Annotated in this window: 22 protein-coding genes; 3 read left to right on the top strand and 19 right to left on the bottom strand. The window is 65.5% G+C overall.

Annotation, left to right across the window (positions count from 1 at the left end; translation table 11 throughout):
• Window positions 1-8: 8 nt before the first annotated feature.
• Together HUJ28_06575 and HUJ28_06580 are read right to left on the bottom strand one after the other, a co-directional pair.
• Window positions 9-1,355, bottom strand: coding sequence for a restriction endonuclease subunit S (locus HUJ28_06575; GenBank protein MBD3619116.1), 1,347 nt, complete (start codon window positions 1,353-1,355; stop codon window positions 9-11).
• Window positions 1,352-3,319 carry an SAM-dependent DNA methyltransferase gene (locus HUJ28_06580; protein MBD3619117.1) on the bottom strand — a complete coding sequence of 656 codons (1,968 nt, stop codon included), beginning with the start codon at window positions 3,317-3,319 and terminating at the stop codon, window positions 1,352-1,354. Before HUJ28_06580 ends, HUJ28_06575 begins: the two co-directional genes overlap by 4 nt.
• 329 nt (window positions 3,320-3,648) lie before the next feature.
• Between HUJ28_06580 and HUJ28_06585 the strand changes: the two genes are divergently transcribed.
• Both HUJ28_06585 and HUJ28_06590 read left to right on the top strand, forming a co-directional pair.
• Window positions 3,649-3,933 carry a type II toxin-antitoxin system HigB family toxin gene (locus HUJ28_06585; GenBank protein ID MBD3619118.1) on the top strand — a complete coding sequence of 95 codons (285 nt, stop codon included), beginning with the start codon at window positions 3,649-3,651 and terminating at the stop codon, window positions 3,931-3,933.
• 10 nt (window positions 3,934-3,943) lie between these two features.
• A complete protein-coding gene (locus HUJ28_06590) occupies window positions 3,944-4,351 on the top strand; it encodes a hypothetical protein (protein ID MBD3619119.1) in 408 nt (135 codons plus the stop codon).
• Between the two features lie 427 nt (window positions 4,352-4,778).
• Here HUJ28_06590 and rlmD read toward each other — a convergent pair whose 3' ends face one another.
• From rlmD to cysM, 3 genes are read right to left on the bottom strand one after another with little or no spacing between them, the layout of a single operon-like run.
• The gene (gene rlmD, locus HUJ28_06595; protein MBD3619120.1) at window positions 4,779-6,179 is read right to left on the bottom strand and encodes a 23S rRNA (uracil(1939)-C(5))-methyltransferase RlmD; all 1,401 of its coding nucleotides are present in this window, start codon (window positions 6,177-6,179) and stop codon (window positions 4,779-4,781) included.
• On the bottom strand, window positions 6,106-6,888 hold the full coding sequence (locus HUJ28_06600) for a 3'-5' exonuclease (protein ID MBD3619121.1): 783 nt from the start codon (window positions 6,886-6,888) through the stop codon (window positions 6,106-6,108). Before HUJ28_06600 ends, rlmD begins: the two co-directional genes overlap by 74 nt.
• A complete protein-coding gene (cysM, locus tag HUJ28_06605; GenBank protein ID MBD3619122.1) occupies window positions 6,888-7,784 on the bottom strand; it encodes a cysteine synthase CysM in 897 nt (298 codons plus the stop codon). The genes HUJ28_06600 and cysM overlap by 1 nt, the downstream gene beginning before the upstream one ends.
• Window positions 7,785-7,926: 142 nt before the next feature.
• Here cysM and HUJ28_06610 point away from each other — a divergent pair, with 142 nt between their 5' ends.
• Window positions 7,927-8,691, top strand: coding sequence for a response regulator (locus tag HUJ28_06610; GenBank protein ID MBD3619123.1), 765 nt, complete (start codon window positions 7,927-7,929; stop codon window positions 8,689-8,691).
• Window positions 8,692-8,700: 9 nt separating this feature from the next.
• Here HUJ28_06610 and HUJ28_06615 read toward each other — a convergent pair whose 3' ends face one another.
• The 14 genes from HUJ28_06615 to rpoE form a co-directional block, all read right to left on the bottom strand.
• Window positions 8,701-9,087 (bottom strand): holo-ACP synthase, encoded by a 387-nt coding sequence (locus HUJ28_06615; GenBank protein ID MBD3619124.1) that lies wholly within the window; start codon window positions 9,085-9,087, stop codon window positions 8,701-8,703.
• A complete protein-coding gene (pdxJ, locus tag HUJ28_06620) occupies window positions 9,087-9,803 on the bottom strand; it encodes a pyridoxine 5'-phosphate synthase (protein ID MBD3619125.1) in 717 nt (238 codons plus the stop codon). Before pdxJ ends, HUJ28_06615 begins: the two co-directional genes overlap by 1 nt.
• Before the next feature lie 19 nt (window positions 9,804-9,822).
• Window positions 9,823-10,506, bottom strand: coding sequence for a DNA repair protein RecO (gene recO, locus HUJ28_06625; GenBank protein MBD3619126.1), 684 nt, complete (start codon window positions 10,504-10,506; stop codon window positions 9,823-9,825).
• Between the two features lie 18 nt (window positions 10,507-10,524).
• Complete coding sequence (era, locus tag HUJ28_06630; GenBank protein MBD3619127.1) at window positions 10,525-11,412, bottom strand: GTPase Era; 888 nt, start codon at window positions 11,410-11,412, stop codon at window positions 10,525-10,527.
• Window positions 11,409-12,086, bottom strand: coding sequence for a ribonuclease III (gene rnc / locus HUJ28_06635; protein MBD3619128.1), 678 nt, complete (start codon window positions 12,084-12,086; stop codon window positions 11,409-11,411). The genes era and rnc overlap by 4 nt, the downstream gene beginning before the upstream one ends.
• A gap of 5 nt (window positions 12,087-12,091) precedes the next feature.
• On the bottom strand, window positions 12,092-12,463 hold the full coding sequence (locus HUJ28_06640; GenBank protein ID MBD3619129.1) for a DUF4845 domain-containing protein: 372 nt from the start codon (window positions 12,461-12,463) through the stop codon (window positions 12,092-12,094).
• 17 nt (window positions 12,464-12,480) lie between these two features.
• Window positions 12,481-13,311, bottom strand: coding sequence for a signal peptidase I (gene lepB / locus HUJ28_06645; GenBank protein MBD3619130.1), 831 nt, complete (start codon window positions 13,309-13,311; stop codon window positions 12,481-12,483).
• Window positions 13,312-13,477: 166 nt separating this feature from the next.
• The gene (lepA, locus tag HUJ28_06650; protein MBD3619131.1) at window positions 13,478-15,277 is read right to left on the bottom strand and encodes an elongation factor 4; all 1,800 of its coding nucleotides are present in this window, start codon (window positions 15,275-15,277) and stop codon (window positions 13,478-13,480) included.
• A 5-nt stretch (window positions 15,278-15,282) separates the two neighbouring features.
• Window positions 15,283-15,549, bottom strand: coding sequence for a glutaredoxin family protein (locus tag HUJ28_06655; GenBank protein MBD3619132.1), 267 nt, complete (start codon window positions 15,547-15,549; stop codon window positions 15,283-15,285).
• A gap of 5 nt (window positions 15,550-15,554) precedes the next feature.
• Window positions 15,555-16,970 (bottom strand): DegQ family serine endoprotease, encoded by a 1,416-nt coding sequence (locus HUJ28_06660; protein ID MBD3619133.1) that lies wholly within the window; start codon window positions 16,968-16,970, stop codon window positions 15,555-15,557.
• 52 nt (window positions 16,971-17,022) lie between these two features.
• Window positions 17,023-17,490 carry a SoxR reducing system RseC family protein gene (locus HUJ28_06665; protein MBD3619134.1) on the bottom strand — a complete coding sequence of 156 codons (468 nt, stop codon included), beginning with the start codon at window positions 17,488-17,490 and terminating at the stop codon, window positions 17,023-17,025.
• Complete coding sequence (locus tag HUJ28_06670; GenBank protein MBD3619135.1) at window positions 17,487-18,431, bottom strand: MucB/RseB C-terminal domain-containing protein; 945 nt, start codon at window positions 18,429-18,431, stop codon at window positions 17,487-17,489. Before HUJ28_06670 ends, HUJ28_06665 begins: the two co-directional genes overlap by 4 nt.
• Window positions 18,432-18,438: 7 nt before the next feature.
• Window positions 18,439-19,011 (bottom strand): sigma-E factor negative regulatory protein, encoded by a 573-nt coding sequence (locus HUJ28_06675; protein ID MBD3619136.1) that lies wholly within the window; start codon window positions 19,009-19,011, stop codon window positions 18,439-18,441.
• 24 nt (window positions 19,012-19,035) lie between these two features.
• Entirely contained in the window at window positions 19,036-19,617 is a 582-nt protein-coding gene (gene rpoE, locus HUJ28_06680) for an RNA polymerase sigma factor RpoE (protein ID MBD3619137.1), read from the bottom strand.

The raw sequence follows: 19,617 nt of genomic DNA on the forward strand, positions 1-19,617 counted from the left end.
ACTCCCCTTTAGGCGCTGGCGGCTTCTGCCGCTTCTTCTGGTTCGGTGTTGGGTTTCTGCCAGCCACGGACGTCGATCTTGCCGGTGACGGCGGCGGAGATTAGCGCCGTCCTGTGTTCTTTCAGCAGCGAGATCATCAACTGCGCACGTTCACTCAACTGTGCAAAACGATCGAGCTTCGACAGCAGGTGATTGGTGATTTCCACCTGTTCTTTGAGTGGGGGGAATGTACCCCACACTTTTAGTAGGTTTTGGATCGATAAGCGCCTGAGCGCAGCCCCCTTTACGAAGCTCTCCACTTGCTCTTGAACGGCTTTACCTTGCATCAGAAAATCAAGGAACTTGGGAGTTACCACTTTCAAATTGGGCTTAATAATTATCAGGGACGATGCCACTACGAACTCTGGTTCATGGGGTGTTATCGCCGTCTCACCGATTGTCCCATCCTTACTGAACAGGAGGTCACCCGGCGCGGGTTGGCAGCCAGTCCTAGCCAAGTATTCGTAATTTTCAATCGCTGTCAGAAGACAATCTTCGAAATCGATCTGCCCATCCTTAATGTCTCTGATCGAAACGAAGTAGTGCTCTCCATTTTCCGTGACAGGAGAGATATGAGCACCATCGGTTATTTCTTTGCACTTGTGTTTAACCAGACAGACATCCCAATGCGCCGGCACTTCACCCAGCCACTCCACACCGGAGTCCTTCATCGGCGCGTCGGGGTTGAGGCCCTTGGTGACGGCATGGGAGATCACCGCCTGCCGCTTTTCCTTGAGCAACTCGATCAGCCGCTCCTGCTTGGCGATCAGCCGGTCGATCTTGGCGGTTTCGTGGTCGAGGAAGGCGGCGATTTCACGTTGTTCTTCGATCAAAGGGAATGCGACAGGGGCACTACCGAACTTTCCCCATGTAACATGCTGCATAGTTGAGCCGTGAGTCTCGTTATCGAGTTCACCCACAAACCATTTAGAAAGCCAAACCAAAAACCCTTTGGAAACGATTCTTTCGTCAGGAACCACTTTAAAAATGTGCTGATTTAGCCACGCATCCTCTCGATCCCAAGTATGGACGCTTAGAGACGCTGACCACGAAATCAACATATCACCAGACTCGACGCGGTACTTATCAGGCACGCTACGGTTCGTCCGATTTATATCTGCATTCGCATCCGTTAGATTTTGGATTCGAATGATGGGCGTACCCTCTTCTCCCCAGTCAGCCGGCTTAAAGGCGAATCCGTTTATGTACTCCGCTACATACTTGGCCTTACTCAATCGCCAATGGGAAGGAATAACGGGCAGCTTTCGCTCCGCTGTCTCTCGATAGTCTGGATACGGGGGCCATTTCGCCATCAGGCATGCACCTCAGCCAACAGCCCCATGATCTCCCGGCTGACCTGATCCAGGTCCGCATCGATCTCCTCCAGCGGGCGCGGCGGCACGTATTGGTAGAAGTGGCGATTGAAGGGGATCTCGTAACCGACGATGCCCACCTGGCCGTCCTGCTCGTCCTTCTTGGACTCGTCGATCCAGGCATCGGGCACGTGGGGCGTGACCTCGCGGGCGAAATAGGCATGGATGTCCTCGCCCAGGGGGACGTTCTCGTTGTCGCGCAGATCGGGATTAGGCTCGGGCTGGCCCTTGGTCTTGCAGACCTCGGCCGCCTCGTCGTGCTCGCCCAGGTGCTTCTGCAGTAGCTTGAAGGCCGGGGCCGGCAGCGCTTGGCCATCCATGTGCACCTTGAGCCATTTCTTGAAGGTGCTGCGGGAGAGGATCTTGTCTTCCTCGAAGCGCGGCAGGGCGTCGAGTATGGCCTGGCGCAGGGCTTCGTCCAGCTTTTCCCAGCCCTTGTCAGCCTGCAGGGCGGCCAGGCGGGTTTCGTCCTTGGGGTGGAAGGCGAGCTGCAGTGGGCGTTCGACGGTGATGCGGCGGTAGCCGAAGGCCTGCGTGTGGAAGATCTTGCTGGTCTCGGTCTCCTCGAAGGCGCCGTAGAGGCGCACGATGGCCTCGATGCTGTCTTCGGTGAGGTACTTGCGCTTGGAGCCGAGGGACTTGCGCATCTTCTCGCCCATGTCGGTGGCGTTGATGAGCTGCACCCGGCCCTTGCGCTCGGGCCGCTTGTTGTTGGACAGCACCCACACGTAGGTGGCGATACCGGTGTTGTAGAACATATCCGTGGGCAGCGCGACGATGGCTTCAAGCAGGTCGTTCTCCAGGATGTAGCGCCGGATCTCGGACTCGCCGGAGCCGGCGCCGCCGGTGAAGAGCGGCGAGCCGTTGAGGATGATGCCGATGCGCGAGCCCTGCTCCTTGGCATCCCGCATCTTGCTCATCAGGTGCATGAGGAACAGCAGCGAGCCGTCGGAGACGCGCGGCAGGCCCGGCCCGAAGCGACCGGCGTGGCCCTTGAGCTTGTGCTCGTCCTGCACCTGCTTTTGCACCTTCTTCCAGTCCACGCCGAAGGGCGGATTGGAGAGCATGAAGTCGAACTGCTGGCCGGGCAGCTGGTCGTCGGACAGGGTGTTGCCCAGCTTGATGTTGTCGATCTCGTGGCCCTTGATGAGCATGTCCGCCATGCAGATGGCGTGGGACTCGGGGTTGAGCTCCTGGCCGAACACCCGCACGCGGGCATCCTTGGAGATGGAGTGGATGTATTCCTCCCCCTCGGACAGGAAGCCGCCGGTGCCGGCGGTGGGGTCATACACGGTGACGATCTTGCCGGGGGCGATCTTCTCCTGCTGGTCGGTGAACAACAGCGCCGTGGTCAGGTGCACGATGTCGCGCGGCGTGAAGTGCTCCCCGGCCGTCTCGTTGGAAGATTCCGCGAATCGGCGGATCAGTTCCTCGAAGATCAGGCCCATCTCATAGTTGCTGTGGGCCTTCGGGCTCAGATCGGTGCTCGCGAAGCGCTGGATGACCTGATACAGCAGATTGGCCTCATCCAGCTTCTCCAGGAAGCCGTGAAAGCCGAAGTGCTCGAAGATCTCCCGCGCCTCGGGGCTGAAGCTGCGGATGTAGGTATCGAGGTTATCGAGTACCTGGGTCTCGCCCAGGCTGGCAAGGTCCATGGGCGAGGTGTTGTAGAACTTGAGCCCGCCCGAGGCCTTCTCCAGGAACGGCCCCAGCGGCAGGTCCTGATCCTTGCGCTTCTCATACTCGGCCAGCACTGCGGGCTTGGTAGGCGCCAACACGCACTCCAGGCGGCGCAGCAGTGTGAACGGCAGGATGATGCGGCCGTACTGGGATTGCTTGAAGTCGCCCCGCAGGAGGTCGGCGACGGACCAGAGGAAAGAGGCTGTGGTGGAGAAGTTTTCGGTCATTTGTCGTTATTGTTCTGAGTAATTGGAAGCCATAACGCCCAAGTCTGCCGGAATTCTAACATCTGTAAAGGCGGTGGCGGGGTTCCTGGAGACCTGGTTTTCAGTTGTTGCCAGCCATCTGGCCCGGTTTTCCGTTAATTATTGCGCCATTTGGCCCATGAACCGCCTCAAGATACTCGCGCCAGAGCCTAGATGCTTTACTTTTACCATACATAACAATACGTTAGCTTTCACCACATACCCGAAGAGCTGAAAATACTGCCCCCAGATCGGTATTCCCTTTCTGGTAATTATTGCTATTATTCCCAAATCGGGAACCCGGGGAGCCTATGAAGGTCTTAGGACGAGACAAACTCACGAAATTCAGCAGAAAGCATGCGGCGGCCAAGCCCGCCCTGGATGCCTGGTTTCAGGAGGCGGTAGAGGCCGACTGGCGGAAACCCCAAAACATCAAGGATCGCCATCGCAGTGCCGACTTCCTCGCTGGCAATCGCGTGATCTTCAACATCAAGGGAAATCATTTCCGCTTGGTGGTTAAGGTGCGATATCAAAATGGCATTGTCGTTGTGGAATGGGTGGGTACCCATGCGGAATACGACAAGCAGCGATTCTAAGGAGAGGGCCATGACTCACATCAAACTCATCAAATCCGAACAAGAGCATGAACAGGCGCTCGCACGCCTGATGCACTCGATGGATGTTGATCCGGAGCCGGGCAGCGCGGAAGCGGATGAGCTGGAGGTGCTGTCAGTGCTGATCGAGCGCTATGAGGAAGAACAGTTCCCCATGGACCCGCCAGATCCGATCGAGGCCATCAAATTCCGCATGGACCAGCAAGGGCTCAAGAACAAAGACCTGGTCCCCTACATCGGCTCCGCGCCGAAGGTTTCGGAGGTGCTGAATGGCAAGCGCCAACTCAGCCTGAAAATGATTCGCAGGCTGAGCGATGGGCTGGGGATACCGGCCGAGGTGTTGATTCGGGAGCCTGCGCAGCAGGTAGCCCCGATGAAACGCAATGGAACGCGTGGGTAATCGGGGAGTACCGAACCAAACACCGGATTCGGTAATCGCTGCATCTGGGATACGAAGTCTGGGTCGCGGTCGCAGGGGTGGCGGGCATGGCCCACCCTATCAGGGCTGGGTGTAAGCCGTGATGGCTATGTATGACTTTGCTGCCAGCCCTTGATCGCGCCTTTCGGCGCTCCTACGAAACTTCGCCTTCTCTGTGACCTCTGTGCCCTCTTTGGCGCATTGGTCTTTTTCCTGACCACCGGCGCGGCGGCCACGGGCCGCCCTATGGGGCGTGGTGCTGATTGTGTGTCGGTGCGGCGTTTAAGCGCTCTGAGTGTAGGCCGTGATGGCCATGTCGGGCCTGGCTGCAGCCCTTGATCGCGCCTTTCGGCGCTCCTACGAACCCTTGCCTTCTCTGTGTCCTCCGTGCCCTCTGTGGCGCCCCTCTTTAGTCCTTTACGAACAACGCGATCGACTCCACGTGCGCGGTGTGCGGGAACATGTCCATGACCCCGGCGCTCACCAGGCGGTAGCCGTGTTCCTTTACCAGCAGGCCGGCGTCGCGGGCCAGGGTGCCCGGGTGGCAGGAGACGTAGACGATGCGCCTGGCGCCGAGCCTGCCGATGTGGGCGATGACTTCCTGGGCGCCGAGGCGCGGGGGGTCGAGGAGGATCTTGTCGTAGGCCTGCTTGAGCCAGGGCGCGCCGGTCATGTCGCCCATGAGGTCGGCAGCATAATAAGCGGTGTTTTCGATGCCGTTGGCGAGCGCATTGGCCTTGGCCCGGGCGACCATCACCTCGTCGCCCTCCACGCCCACTACCTGTCTGGCCCGGCGGGCGAGCGGCAGGGTGAAGTTGCCCAGCCCCGCGAAGAGGTCGAGCACCACGTCCTCGGGTTGTACGTCCAGCAGCTCCAGGGCGTAGGGCACCATCTTGCGGTTGATGCCGGCGTTCACCTGGGTGAAGTCCAGGGCCTGGAAGTCGACGCGCACGTCATAGGCCGGGTGTTCGTAGTAGAGCGGCTGCGCCTGCGGGTACAGCGGGGTGACGGTCTCGGGGCCGCCGGGCTGGAGGCTGATGAAAAAGCCGGTGGCCTTGGCGAAGTCGATCAGGCGCTGACGGTCGGGGGCGTCGAGCTCCACCAGGTGGCGGAAGACGAGCTGGGTGGCGTTGTCGCCCACGGCCACCTCGATCTGCGCGATCTGCTCGCGCGCGGCCATGCCCTCGATGAGGGCGGCGAGGTCCAGCAGGCGCTCGCCCACGCTCGGGTGCAGCACGGCGCAGCGTTCGAGCTCGGCCAGATAGTTCGCGCGCTTTTCGCGAAAGCCCACCAGCACCCGGCCCTTCTTGCGCACGTAGCGCACGCCCAGGCGCGCCTTGCGGCGATAACCCCAGGGATCGGCCGTGAGCGGGGCGAGGATATGCTCCGGTTGCACGCCGCCGATGTGCTTGAGGGCATCGAGCATGGACTGCTGCTTGGCCGCGATCTGCGCCACCGGGTCGAGGTGCTGCAGGCTGCAGGCGCCGCACACGCCAAAGTGCGGGCAATGCGGCGTGACGCGATCCGGCGAGGCCTCGAGCACGGTCTCCACCCTGCCCTCGTCGTGCCGCCGGGCCTGGTGGGTGTAGATAAAGCGCACCCGCTCGCCGGCCAGGGCGCCGTCGACGAACACGGCCTTGCCGTCGATGTGGGTGACGCCGCGCCCGTCCTGGGCCAGCGATTCGATGACGGCCTCCACCGGCGTGGCCGGCGGTCTTCTGCGTCGTCGCGCCATGTTACTGCGCCTCGTCGGCCTGCCAGGCGGCGAGGAACTCGCGCAGGTGCATCTCCTCCGCGCCGGCCAGGGCATCGCGCACCACCTGGCATTCGGCGGCGTAGCCCTCGGGCGTGAGGTTGCCGCGCATGAGCTCGAAGCGCAGATAGACGAGATAGGTGTTGAGCACGTCCGTCTCGCAGTAGTCGCGGATGCCCTTGAGGTCGCCCTGCTGGTAGTGATCCCACACCTTGGCCCCGCTCATGCCCATCTTGCCGGGGAAGCCGAGCATGGTGGCGATCTGGTCCAGCGGGGCCACCGCGCGCGCCTGGAAGCCCGAGAGGGCGTCCATCAGGTCCACGTGGCGCCAGTGGAAGCGCGAGAGGTAGTTGTTGTAGCGAAAGCTCTGGTCCTCCTGGCCGATCTCCCAGTAGCGCGGGGCGGCGATGGCGTGCTGCAGAGCGCGGTAGTGCAGCACCGGCAGGTCGAAGCCGCCGCCGTTCCAGGACACCAGAGTGGGGGTGTAGCGGTCGATGCCGTCGAAGAAGCGCTGCACCAGCTCCTTCTCGTCGGACTCGAGCTCGCCCAGCGACCAGACCTTGAAGGTGTCGCGCGAGCGGAACACCACGGAGATGGCGCAGATGCGGTGCAGGTAGTGCGGCAGGAAGTCGGAGCCGGTCTTGAGCCGGCGCAGGGCGAACAGCGCCTCGGCGACCTCGGCATCGTTGAGCCCGTCGAAGTCGTTGAGGCGGCGGGCGGAGGCGACATCCGGAATGGTCTCGATGTCGAATACCATCACGTTCATCATGCCGGGAACACCCCCGTGGAGATGTAGCGGTCGCCGCGGTCGCAGACGATGGCGACGATGGTGGCCCCCTCCACCTCCGCGCTCAGGCGCAGCGCGGCGCTCACCGCCCCGCCCGAGGACACGCCGCAGAAGATGCCCTCCTTTGCTGCCAGGGCGCGCATGGTCTCCTCGGCATCGGCCTGGTCGACGTCGATCTGCCGGTCCACGCGCGCGGCATCGAAGATGCGCGGCAGGTATGCCTGCGGCCAGCGGCGGATGCCCGGGATGCTCGAGCCCTCGGTGGGCTGTACGCCGACGATCTGCACGTTCGGATCCTGTTCCTTGAGGTACTGCGACACGCCCATGATGGTGCCGGTGGTGCCCATGGCGCTGACGAAGTGCGTGACCGTGCCCTGCGTGTCGCGCCAGATCTCGGGGCCGGTGCCCTCGTAATGGGCCAGCGGGTTGTCCGGGTTGGCGAACTGGTCGAGCACGCGGCCCCTGCCCTCGGCCTGCATGGCCTGGGCGAGGTCGCGCGCGCCCTCCATGCCCTCCTCGCGCGTGACCAGGATGATCTCGGCGCCATAGGCCTTCATCGAGGCGCGGCGCTCGGCGCTCATGTTGTCCGGCATGATGAGCACCATGCGGTAGCCCTTGATGGCCGCCGCCATGGCCAGCGCGATGCCGGTGTTGCCGCTGGTGGCCTCGATCAGGGTGTCGCCCGGGCGGATCTCGCCGCGCTCCTCGGCGCGCCGGATCATGTTCAGCGCCGGGCGGTCCTTCACCGAACCGGCCGGGTTGTTGCCCTCGAGCTTCACCAGCACGGTGTTGCGCGGGTTGGGATTGAGGCGTTGCAGGCGCACCAGGGGCGTGTTGCCGACGAAGGCCTCGATGGTGGGATAGTTCAGGCTCATGTTCGCTCCTTGGAATGCACCGATTCTAGGGAAATCGCTGCCGCGAATACAGTAACGGGGCGAGTCTGGCTATACTGTCGCCAGATTCGTGCCGGCGGCGCGCTGCTGCAATCGATGGATTTCAGGGATTCAGGACGACAACATGGACGCACCCGACAACGACACGCTGCAGGGCCTGCGCCTGCTGGTGGCCGACGACAACAGCGTGAACCGCACCCTGCTCTCGGCCCTGGCCGCCAACCTCGGCGCCCACTGCGAGACGGTGAACGACGGCAACCAGGCCATCGCCCGCGTCCTCGAGCAACGCTACGACTGCGTGATCCTGGACCTGCGCATGCCCGGGGTGGACGGCTACACCGCCGCCCGCGCCATCAGCCAGCTGGCCGGCGCCCCGCCGCTGCTCGCCTTCTCCGCCGACGCCGACCCCGAAGTGCACGCGGCCATCCGCGAGGCCGGCTTCAATGGCCTGCTGCAAAAGCCGCTGTCCGAGGCGCGGCTGCGCGAGGCCGTGTTTCGCTGCGTCGAGGGCGGGGATGCGGCCGCGGACGCCCCGGCCGCCGACAGCGGGGCGGTGCACGATCGCGAGGCCGCCATCGAGGCCGCCGGCGGCAATGCGGCGCTGGCGGCCGAGCTCTTTCAGATGCTGCGCGCCGACCTGGCGCAGAAGCGCCGGGAGCTGCCGGCACAGCGGGAGGAGCCGGCGGTGTTCCTCGACCTGGTGCACCAGATCCACGGTGCCGCCGGGCATTGCCGCGCCGACCGGCTGAGGCAGGCCGCCGCCCAGCTCGAGGCCGAGCTGCGGCGGCGCGACCGCGCGCCGCGGCCGGACCTGGTGGACGCGCGCCATGCGCGGCTGCTGGAAGAGATCGACGCCCTGCTGGCCCTGCCCGACCCGTTTGCCGGGTAAGCCTACCCCTCAGGCCTGACGCACGGCCGTGACGTAGGCGATGGCCAGATCCTTCTCGTCGGCCAGGCTGATGAACCAGGCATCGATACCCTGCTCCACCGCCACCTCGGCCGCCCGCCCGCTCAGCGCCACCAGCGGGCGCCCCAGGGCGTCGTGGGCCACGCCCACCTCGGCCAGGCGCATGCCGTCGCGAAACCCCGTGCCCATCGCCTTGCTCACCGCCTCCTTGGCGGCGAAACGCTTGGCGAGGAAGGCGGCCGGGTGCGGGGTCTTGCCGAACTCGGCGAATTCGGTCTCGCCGAGGATGCGCCGGGCGAAGCGCTCGCCGTGACGCGCCAGCAGCCCCTCCATGCGGGCGATGGCGACGATGTCCACCCCGATGCCGACGATGTGCATCAGGCCGCCGGCGTCATCAGGGCCTTCATCTCGGCCACGGCCTGGCGCAGGCCGACGAACAGCGCACGCGCGACGATGGCGTGCCCGATGTTGAGCTCGACGATGTCCTGCATGGCGGCCACCGCCGGCGTGTTGTCGTAGTCCAGCCCGTGGCCGGCATTCACCTGCAGGCCGATGGCCGTGCCGTGGGCCACCGCGGCGCGGATGCGCTCGAGCTCGCGGGCCTGGGCCGCGCCGCGCTCGTTGGCATAGGCCCCGGTGTGCAGCTCCACCACCGGCGCGCCGATCTCGCGCGCCACGTCCAGGTGTGCCGGCTCGGGCTCGATGAACAGCGAGACCCGCGCGCCGATGGCCGCCAGCGCCGCGCAGACCTCGGTCAGCCGCGCCCGCTGGCCGATCACGTCCAGTCCGCCCTCGGTGGTGAGCTCCTCGCGCCGCTCCGGCACCAGGCAGCACTCCTCGGGGCGTACCTGGCCGGCGATGCCCACCATCTCGTCGGTGGCGGCCATCTCCAGGTTGAGCCGGGTGGTGAGCACCTCGCGCGCGGCGAAGACGTCGGCATCCTGGATGTGGCGCCGGTCCTCGCGCAGGTGCATGGTGATGGCGTCGGCGCCGCCGGCCTCCGCCTCGCGTATCGCCTGCATCAGGTCGGGATACGCCGTCCCGCGCGCCTGGCGGATGGTGGCGACGTGATCGATATTCACACCAAGCTTCATGACGATGGCCCTTCAGGAATCAACAGGTCAGTGACGACGGCAACAGGGCGCGCGTGCGCAGACGGCGTCCGGCCAGGTAATGATAAAACAACGCGTCCAGCAGCTGGCGCAGCTCGGCCAGCACGGGCCCCGCGAGCGGGACGTCCTCCCCTTCCAGGATCTGTTCCGCGACCCGGGCCGCCGCCGCCGACAGCGGCGGGATGCGCCCGCGGGGCGCCTGCCCCGCCGCCATGCCCATGTGCTCCATCCCGGCATCGGGCTCCAGGCCGTAGCCCAGCGCCTGCAGCAGGGCGATCTCGAAGCGCGTGGCGACCGCCCAGGCCGGGGCGCCGGCCGACCAGCCGAGCAGTGCCTGCTCGTAGGCCTCGAACACCGCCGGCTCGGCCTCGCCGCGCGGCAGCAGACGCATCATCAGCTCGTTGATGTACAGGCCGAACAGCAGCCGCTCGCGCCCCAGGTCCAGGTTGCCGGCCTGCTCCAGGCCGGTGAGGGTCTTGAGCTCGCCGCGCCCGCGCCAGCGCAGCCGCAGGCGGCGGAAGGCCTCGTAGGCGATGGGCGAGGCCGCCTTGCGCCCGCTGCGCTTGCGCGCCACCAGCGACACCAGCCCCTGGTCGCGGCTGAGCACGTCGAGGATCAGGCTGTTCTCGCGATAGGCCCGCCGGTGCAGGATGTAGGCGAGCGAGGCGTCATCGTCTGCGCGCATGGCGTACCACCGGCCGGACTAGGGGGCATCCACACCGAACTGCTGCCAGCGCCGCGGATCGTTCTGCCAGTCCTCGCTCACCTTCACCCACAGACGCAGGTACACCTTCTGTTCGAGAAAGGCCTCGATGGCGGTACGCGCCCCCGAGCCGATGGCCTTGAGCATCTGCCCCTTCTTGCCGATGACGATGCCCTTCTGCCCGTCGCGCTCCACCCAGATCACCGCGCCGATGCGTACCAGCGATTCCTGCTCGTCGAACTCCTCCACCTCCACGGCCACCGAGTACGGGATCTCCTGGTGCAGGCGCTGCATGACCTGCTCGCGGATGAGCTCGCCGACGATGAAGCGCACCGACTTGTCGGTGATCTGGTCCTCGGGGAACAGCAGCCCGGATTCCGGCAGGTAGGCCTTGAGCGTCTTCACCAGCTCGTCGCAGTTGGCCCCGGTCTGCGCGGACAGCGGCACGATCTCGGCGAAGTCGTGGCGCTTCTGCATGCTGTCGATGAAGCCCAGCACCTCGTTGGGCGACTTCAGGCGGTCCACCTTGTTGATCACCAGCACCAGCGGCTTGTTCAGGTGCTTGAGGCGCTTGAGCACGTATTCGTCCTCGGCCGTGAAGCGTCCCGCCTCCACCAGCAGGGCGACCACGTCCACCTCCTCCAGCGCGGCCACGGCCGCGGCGTTGAGCGAACGGTTGAGCAGGGTCTTCGCGTCCTCGTGCAGCCCCGGGGTGTCGACGAACACCAGCTGCGCATCGTCCTGGGTGACGATGCCGCGGATCTGGCTGCGCGTGGTCTGCGGCTTGCTGGCGATGGCCGCCACCCGGTAGCCCACCAGGCGGTTGAGCAGGGTGGACTTGCCGACGTTGGGTCGGCCGACCAGGGCGACGAATCCGGCACGCATCATGATTTTTTCTCCTGCAGGAGGTGGAGCGCCTCGGTGGCGGCGGCCTGCTCGGCCTTGCGGCGGCTGCTGCCCTCCCCCTCGGTGACGATGTCGAGCGCCGGGATCAGGCAGCGCGCCGTGAATTTCTGGTTGTGTGGCTTGCCGCGCACGTCGATCACCTCGTAGCTGGGCAGTTCCTGCTCGCGGCCCTGCAGGAACTCCTGCAGGCGGGTCTTCGGGTCCTTGAGGTCGTCGACGCTGGGCAGGCTCGCCAGGCGCTCGCGATACAGGGCGAGGACGAAGTCGCGGGCCTCGGCGAAGCCGCGCTCGAGAAACACCGCACCGATGATCGCCTCCAGCGCATCGGCCAGGGTGGAGTCGCGGCGAAAGCCGCCGCTCTTGAGTTCGCCGGCACCGAGTCTGAGCCAGTCGCCCAGGGCGAGGTCGCGCCCCAGCTCGGCCAGGCTCTCCTTCTTCACCAGCGAGGCGCGCAGGCGGCTCAGCCCGCCCTCGTCGCAATCCGGGCAGTTCTCGTGCAGGTAGGCGGAGATCACCAGCCCCAGCACGCTGTCGCCCAGGAACTCCAGGCGTTCGTTGTGCCGGCCGCCGGCGCTGCGGTGCGTGATCGCCTGCTGGAAACGCGACGAGGCCAGAACGGCCTCGTCGAGCAGCTCCCGCAAAGGGCTGGATGCCATGGTGCTCAGTTGGCCTTGACCTGCGTGTCGAACACCGCCACCACGTCGAGATTGCCGATGAGCTTGCTGCGTTTTTCGTAGGCGATGCGCAGCGTGGCCATGTTGTTGTTGTCGATCTCGACGGTGAGGTTGTCGATCTTGATACCGGTCACGTCGTTCACTTCGAAACGCTTTTCAATACGATCCCAGATGTAGCGCTTGCTCTTCTTGCTCACGCCCGCCTCGGCCGCCACGTTCTCCAGCGTGGTCTTCACCGTGAAGTATTCGAGATAGATCGGCATCAGTCGCAACCCGACGACGACGATGACGCCGGCCAGACCGATGGCGATCAGCCAGCCGAAATAGGACATACCTGCCTGACGTGCGGGTCCCCTCATGACCGTCCCTTCCCCTGTTAGTTGATGGTATTGCCGATGCGCGAAAAGTCGTGCTCGCCGTTGGCGAAATCCCAGTTTAGCCAGATGAAAAAGGCTTTGCCAACCAGGTTCTCTGCCGGCACGCTGCCCCAACGCCGGCTGTCGTTGCTGTTGTCGCGGTTGTCGCCCATGACGAAGTAATGCCCCTCGGGCACGGTGTACTCGCCATCGCCGAACACCCGGCTGTGCTCGATCAGGATGTGATGGGAGACGCCATCCAGGTTCTCCTCCCGCAGCGACACGGCATTGCCGCCGTGCAGGCCATAGAAACCGAGACTGGTCTGCGGTTGCGGCTCGCCGTTGATGTGGATGACCTTGTTGCGATAGGCGATGCGGTCGCCGGGCAGGCCGACGATGCGCTTGATGTAGTTGACCTTCGGGTTCTCGGGATAGCGGAACACCATGACATCCCCGCGCTGCGGCGCCTCCCCTTCCGTGATCTGCGTATTGATCACCGGCAGGCGCAGGCCATAGTGGAACTTGTTCACCAGGATGAAGTCGCCCACCAGCAGGGTGGGCATCATGGAGCCGGAAGGAATGCGAAAGGGCTCGACCACGAAACTGCGCAGCAGCAGCACGACCAGCAGCACCGGGAAGAAGGAGCGCGCGTATTCCACCAGCAAGGGTTCGCCGCCGGCCACCTTACCCTTGCGGCGGCGACGCAGCACGGCGGCATCCGCCAGCCAGACAATGCCGGTGGCCAGCGTCGCCAGCACCAGGAACAGCTCCAGGCCCGCCCAGGCAATGAGCAGGATGACCGCGCAGACCACGGCGATGAAGCCCGCATACTGGGCCAGCTGATAGCGCATGCCCGTCGGCTCGCCGGCCGGCGCGGCCTCGCCGTCGCCCTGCAGGGCATAGCGGCGCACCAGCAGCTCGGCCAGCCAGATCACCCCGGTGACGACACCGGTGGCCAGCAGCATGAATTGAAAACTGGGGCTCATTTACACGGCTTCCCTGTTGTTTACTGTTCGATTACTTGTTGTCGACCTTGAGCACCGCGAGAAACGCCTCCTGCGGGATCTCGATCTTGCCCACCTGCTTCATGCGCTTCTTGCCCGCCTTCTGCTTCTCCAGCAGCTTGCGCTTGCGGCTCACGTCGCCGCCGTAGCACTTGGCCAGCACGTTCTTGCGCAGGGCCTTCACGTTGGAGCGCGCGATGATGTGCCCGCCGATGGCCGCCTGGATGGCGACCTCGAACATCTGCCGCGGGATGATGTCCTTCATCCGTTCCACCAGCTCGCGACCGCGCTGCTGGCTCACGGACTTGTGCACGATGATCGACAGGGCATCCACGCGCTCGCCGTTGATCAGCACGTCCACGCGCACCAGCGGTTCGGCCTGGAAGTGCGAGAGCTCGTAGTCGAAGGAGGCGAAGCCGCGGCTCACCGACTTCAGGCGATCGAAGAAGTCGAGCACCACTTCCGCCAGCGGCAGGTCGAAGCTGAGCTGCACCTGGCTGCCGAGATAACGCATCTGCTTCTGCACGCCGCGCTTCTCGATGCACAGGGTCATCACGTTGCCGACGTATTCCTGCGGCATGAGGATGTTCGCCGTGATGATCGGCTCGCGGATCTCCGCGATCTCGTTCACCGGCGGCAGCTGCGACGGGTTGTGGATGTTGAGCACCTCGCCCTTGGTGGTCTCCACCTCGTAGATCACGGTGGGCGCCGTGGTGATCAGGTCGATGTTGTACTCGCGCTCCAGGCGTTCCTGCACGATCTCCATGTGCAGCATGCCGAGGAAGCCGCAGCGGAAACCGAAGCCCAGGGCCTCGGAGGTCTCGGGCTCGAAGTTGAGCGCCGCGTCGTTGAGCTTGAGCTTTTCCAGCGCCTCGCGCAGGTCCACGTAGTCGTCGGCGCTCACCGGGAACAGGCCGGCGAAGACGCGCGACTGCACCTCGCGGAAGCCCGGCAGGGGCTCGCTGGCGGGATGGTCCATGCTGGTGAAGGTATCCCCCACCTTGGCGCCGTCGATGTCCTTGATGCCGGCGATGACGAAGCCGACCTCGCCGGCCTGCAGGGCCTCGCGGTCCACCGGCTTGGGCGTGAAGATGCCCACCTTGTCGACCTGGTAGGGCCGGCCGATGGACATGGCCTGGATCTTCTGCCGGGGACGGATCTCCCCTTCCATCACACGTACCAGGGCCACGACGCCCAGGTAGTTGTCGAACCAGGAATCGATGATCAGCGCCTTGAGCGGCGCACTGCGGTCGCCGCCCGGCGGCGGGATGCGCTTGACCAGCGACTCCAGCAGATCCTTGATGCCGACCCCGGTCTTGGCGCTCACGCGCAGGGCGTCGGTGGCCTCGATGCCGATGACCTCCTCGATCTCGCCGATCACCCGGTCCGGCTCGGCCGCCGGCAGGTCGATCTTGTTGAGCACCGGCACCACCTCCAGGCCCTGGTCGATGGCCGTGTAGCAGTTGGCCACGCTCTGCGCCTCGACGCCCTGCGAGGCGTCCACCACCAGCAGCGCGCCCTCGCAGGCGGCCAGCGAACGCGACACCTCGTAGGAGAAGTCGACGTGCCCGGGGGTGTCGATGAAGTTCAGCTGGTAGGTGTGCCCGTCCTCGGCCGGATACAGCAGCGAGACGCTCTGCGCCTTGATGGTAATGCCGCGCTCGCGCTCGATGTCCATGGAGTCCAGCACCTGCTCGGCCATCTCGCGGTCGGTGAGGCCGCCGCAGGTCTGGATGAAGCGATCGGCGATCGTGGACTTGCCGTGGTCGATGTGGGCAATGATCGAAAAATTGCGGATGTATTGCTGTTCCATGTGCCCTACGTCAGTGCGTCTAGAAGTGAGCGTTCGTCGAGAAAGTGACAGCAGATGATGTCGTCACCCAGGGCGAGCACCGGAACCTTCACGTTGAAGCGTTCGCGCAGTGCCGCGTCCTCGTCGATATCGATCACCTCGAATTCGAAATTCCATTGCGACTGCAGGCGCATCAGTTGCGCCTGCATGTCTTCACATAAATGACAGCCGATGCGGCTATAGACCGTGAGCCGGGCCGTCGGCCCCGGGCGTCGCGTCCCGCCATCCGGCATCGGCCTTACTTTTCCAGCTGCAGGGCCAGGAACACGGGACCGGCGGTGCGCTGCACCAGCACCGGCACCGAGCGGCCCTTCGGCAGGCCGGCGACCACCCGGTCGAAATCCTCCAACGAGCGGATCTCCTCCCCGTTGATCATGAGGATGATGTCGCCGCGGCGGATGCCGGCCTGGTTGGCCGGCCCGTCGGCGATGCCGGTCACCAGCACGCCGCCCGCCTCCAGGCCGTAGGCCGACAGGGTCTCGGCGTCCGGCTGGGTGACGCTCAGCCCCAGGGCGTTGCGCGTGTCCGGCCCGGCCGGTGCCGACTCCTGGCTGGCGAGTGCGTCATCCTCCGGCAGGTTCTCGATGGTGACGCGCAGGGTGCGTTCGCGCCCCTGGCGCAGCACCTTCACCGGCACCTTCCTGCCCACCGGCGTGGAGCCGACCAGCGGCGGCAGGCGCGAGGAGCTCTCCACCTCGCGACCGTTGAAGCTCAGGATCACGTCGCCCACCTTGATGCCGGCCTTCTCCGCCGGGCTGCCCGGCAGCACGCGGGCGACCAGGGCACCGCTGGGCTTGTCCATCTTGAAGGATTCGGCCAGGTCCTGGGTGACTTCCTGGATGTAGACGCCGAGCCAGCCGCGGCTCACCTGGCCGGTGGTCTTGAGCTGCTCGACCACGTCCATCGCCACCTCGATGGGGATGGCGAAGGACAGGCCCATGAAGCCGCCGGTGCGGCTGTAGATCTGCGAGTTGATGCCCACCACCTCGCCGTCGAGGTTGAACAGCGGGCCGCCCGAGTTGCCGGGGTTGATGGCCACGTCGGTCTGGATGAAGGGCACGTAGTTCTCGCTCGGCAGGCTGCGGCCCTTGGCGCTGACGATGCCGGCGGTGGCCGACAGCTCGAAGCCGAAGGGCGAACCGATGGCCAGCACCCATTCGCCGACCTTGAGGTCCTCGGAACTGCCGATGCGCAGCGTCGGCAGGTTCTCGCCCTCCACCTTCAGCAGGGCCATGTCGGTGCGCGGGTCGCTGCCCACCAGCTCGGCCTTCAGTTCACGGCGGTCGCTGAGCTTGACCACGATCTCGTCGGCGTCCTTCACCACGTGGTGGTTGGTGACCACGTAGCCGTCGCTGGAGACGATGAAGCCCGAACCCAGCGAGGTGGTGTCGAATTCCTCCGGCTCGCCGCCCTCGCCGAAGAAGCGGCGGAACAGCTCGTCGAACATCTCGTGCTCGGGCAGATCGAGCCCCGGCGGCATGCCGCGGGGCACGGAGACCTTGCGGGTGGTGCCGATGTTCACCACGGCGGGGCTGTTGGCCTCCACCAGCGGGGTGAAGTCGGGCAGCGCGGCGCGTGCCGCCATCGCGGGGCTGGCGAGAAGGCCGAGGCAGAGAAGGACGACTATCAGGGCATGCCGGACAGGCTTGCGCATCATGAACACCATGATCAGCTAATGCGTGTGAAACAGCGGGGTATTATGACAATCAGGGGGCAAAAACGCCATGCGCCCGCAGGGCCGGCGCAGGCAGGCGACGCAGGATCACCGGCTGGTAGCGCCGGTCGTTGCCGATACGGCGGGTGAAACGCGCCACCCAGGCAAAGCCGGCGGCCAGGCCCAGCAGACCGCCGAGCACCGACAGGGCGTCGCTGCCGCCCAGCCACTCGCCCAGGATGGCGCCGAGCAGCAGGGTGACCAGCGGCAGGGCATAGACCGCGAGGGAGCCGCGCACGAAGGCGCCCTCCCCCAGGCCGATCACCACCTCGTCGCCGGGCGCGGCGTCCACCGGGTTGAGCACCCGCACCACGCTTCGGCGGCGCCCGAGCACCTTGTCGAGCACCGAGGTGCCACAGCCCTTGCGCGCTGAACACTGGCCGCAGGCGGACTTGCGCTGGGTCTCCACCCAGGCGTAATCGCCTTCACGGCGGACGACGCGGGCGTTCTCCTCGATCACGAGTCGGGGTCCTCGTAGACCAGGGCATCGCCGATCAGGCGCACCGTGGCCTCCGGCACCTCGCCCACCACCGTGACCTGGTGGCCCTCGACGACGCGCGCGAAGGCATGCAGGGCACCGGCCCCGGTCACGCCCTGGTAGTACTGGTCGTCCATGCCCGGCTCGGCGATGAACACGGACACCGAGGCCAGCCCGTCGGAGACGATCATCTGCTGCACCGGGTCGCTGCCCTCCTTGAGCGGGCGACTCACCACGGCACGCAGGGCGAAGCCCGGCGGCAGGGTCGAGAGCTGCCAGCCGGCATCCACCGGGTGGCTGTCATCCACCGGCCTGGGGCGCGGGGTATCCGCCTGGTCGGAGGTGAAGCGCTCGGGGTCGATGGCCTCGTCGAAACGGATGCTGGTGAACATGAGCTGCTCGATGGACCGGCCCTGCTCGTCGAGCATGGTCGACTTGAGCAGCATGGCGTTGTCCTCGGCGATGCAGAGGCGGTAGCCGAAGCGATAGGCATCACGCGGACGGACCTCGACCTGCCGGCAGTTGAGCCCCGCCACGCGTTCGCGGTCCTTCACGGCCAGGCTGTAGTTCGTCTCCAGGGGCATGGCCTGCGTATCGATGGGACGGGCCAGGCCCTTGCTGGTACGGGCGGGCTCCACCACCACCGAGCGGCTGCCGGGCCAGATGCAGGTGAGCACGCCATGGTCGCGGATCATCTCGCGGGCCTCGCCGGACAGCGAGACCAGGCGTTCGCGGGGGCCATCGGGGCCGGGGGCGTGGACGATCTGCATGGTCTCCATCTGACCGTCACGCGAATAGACGAAGGTGCCTTCGTAGCTCAGGCCCTGTACGGCCTGGTTCATGCGATCCAGCCACTGGCGGGCGTCTTCCGTGGCCAGCGCCAGCGCCGGCGAGAGGGCGAGGATCAGGACGGCCAGACGCATGAGGCGGCTATTCACCCTGGACGGTGTAGCCGACCACCCGCGCCTGCGGCAGCATGCCGTGCTGGGAGGCATACTCGGTGTGACGGACGATGTAGTTGTTCAGGTTGACGGTGGTGCGCCGCGTATCGCCGGCCGCCTGGGCCTCGACGGGCACGCGGGTGATGGCGACCTGGCGCACGGCCTCGGGGGCGGCCGCCGGGGCCTGGGCGCTGAGGGTGGCCCCGCTGCCCGGCGTCTGTTCCGGCCCCATCAGGCCCTGTACGCCCAGCACCGTGGCCACGGCCACCGAGGCGGCCATCGCGAAGCCGACCACCGGGCGGGTGAGGCGCCGCGCCTGCAGCGAGGCCGGTGCGGCCTCCATCTCCTCCTCGGCGATCGCCGCGCTGATGCGTGCCGCAAAACCCGAATCGAGCATGGCGGGCGCCTCGCCGCGCATCACGTCACCGATCAGGTGATAGCGGGACCAGCGTGCCCGGTCGTCCGCGTTGTGGATGAGTTCGTCCGTCAGGCGACGACGTTCGAAATCACCGGCCTCGTCGTCGACCAGGGCCGACAGATGTTCGTCTTTGCTAACACCCATGGCAGTGCTCTCTTGCAGTGTTCACTAATTCGTCTCGATCAGGGGCCGCAGACTGCGGTCGATCGCTTCACGTGCCCGGAAGATGCGGGAACGCACGGTACCGATGGGGCATTCCATGGCCTCGGCAATTTCCTCGTAGCTCATGCCTTCGAGTTCGCGCAGCGTGATCGCCGTGCGCAGGTCGTCCGGCAGGGCCTCGATGGCGTCGAAGATCGTCTTCTCGATCTCCTCGCTCAGGAGCTGACGCTCGGGCGAGGCATACTCCTTGAGAGCCGATTCCCCGCCGTATTGTTCCGCCTCCTGCGCATCCACGTCCGTCGCCGGCGTGCGGCGATTCTGCGCAACCAGGTAATTCTTGGCCGTGTTGATGGCGATCCGGTACAGCCAGGTGTAGAACGCGCTGTCGCCGCGGAACCGCGCCAGCCCCTTGTAGGCCTTGATGAAGGCCTCCTGGGCGACGTCCTGGGCCGTGTGCGGATCGTGCACATAACGCGACACCAGGTTGACGATCTTGTGCTGGTATTTCAGCACCAGGACGTCAAAGGCCTTCTTGTCGCCGGCCTGAACACGCTTGACCAGTTCAAGGTCGGAAGGCTTGTTGCCCAT

The sequence above is a fragment of the Chromatiales bacterium genome (assembly GCA_014762505.1).
In the GTDB taxonomy this organism is placed as follows: domain Bacteria; phylum Pseudomonadota; class Gammaproteobacteria; order SpSt-1174; family SpSt-1174; genus SpSt-1174.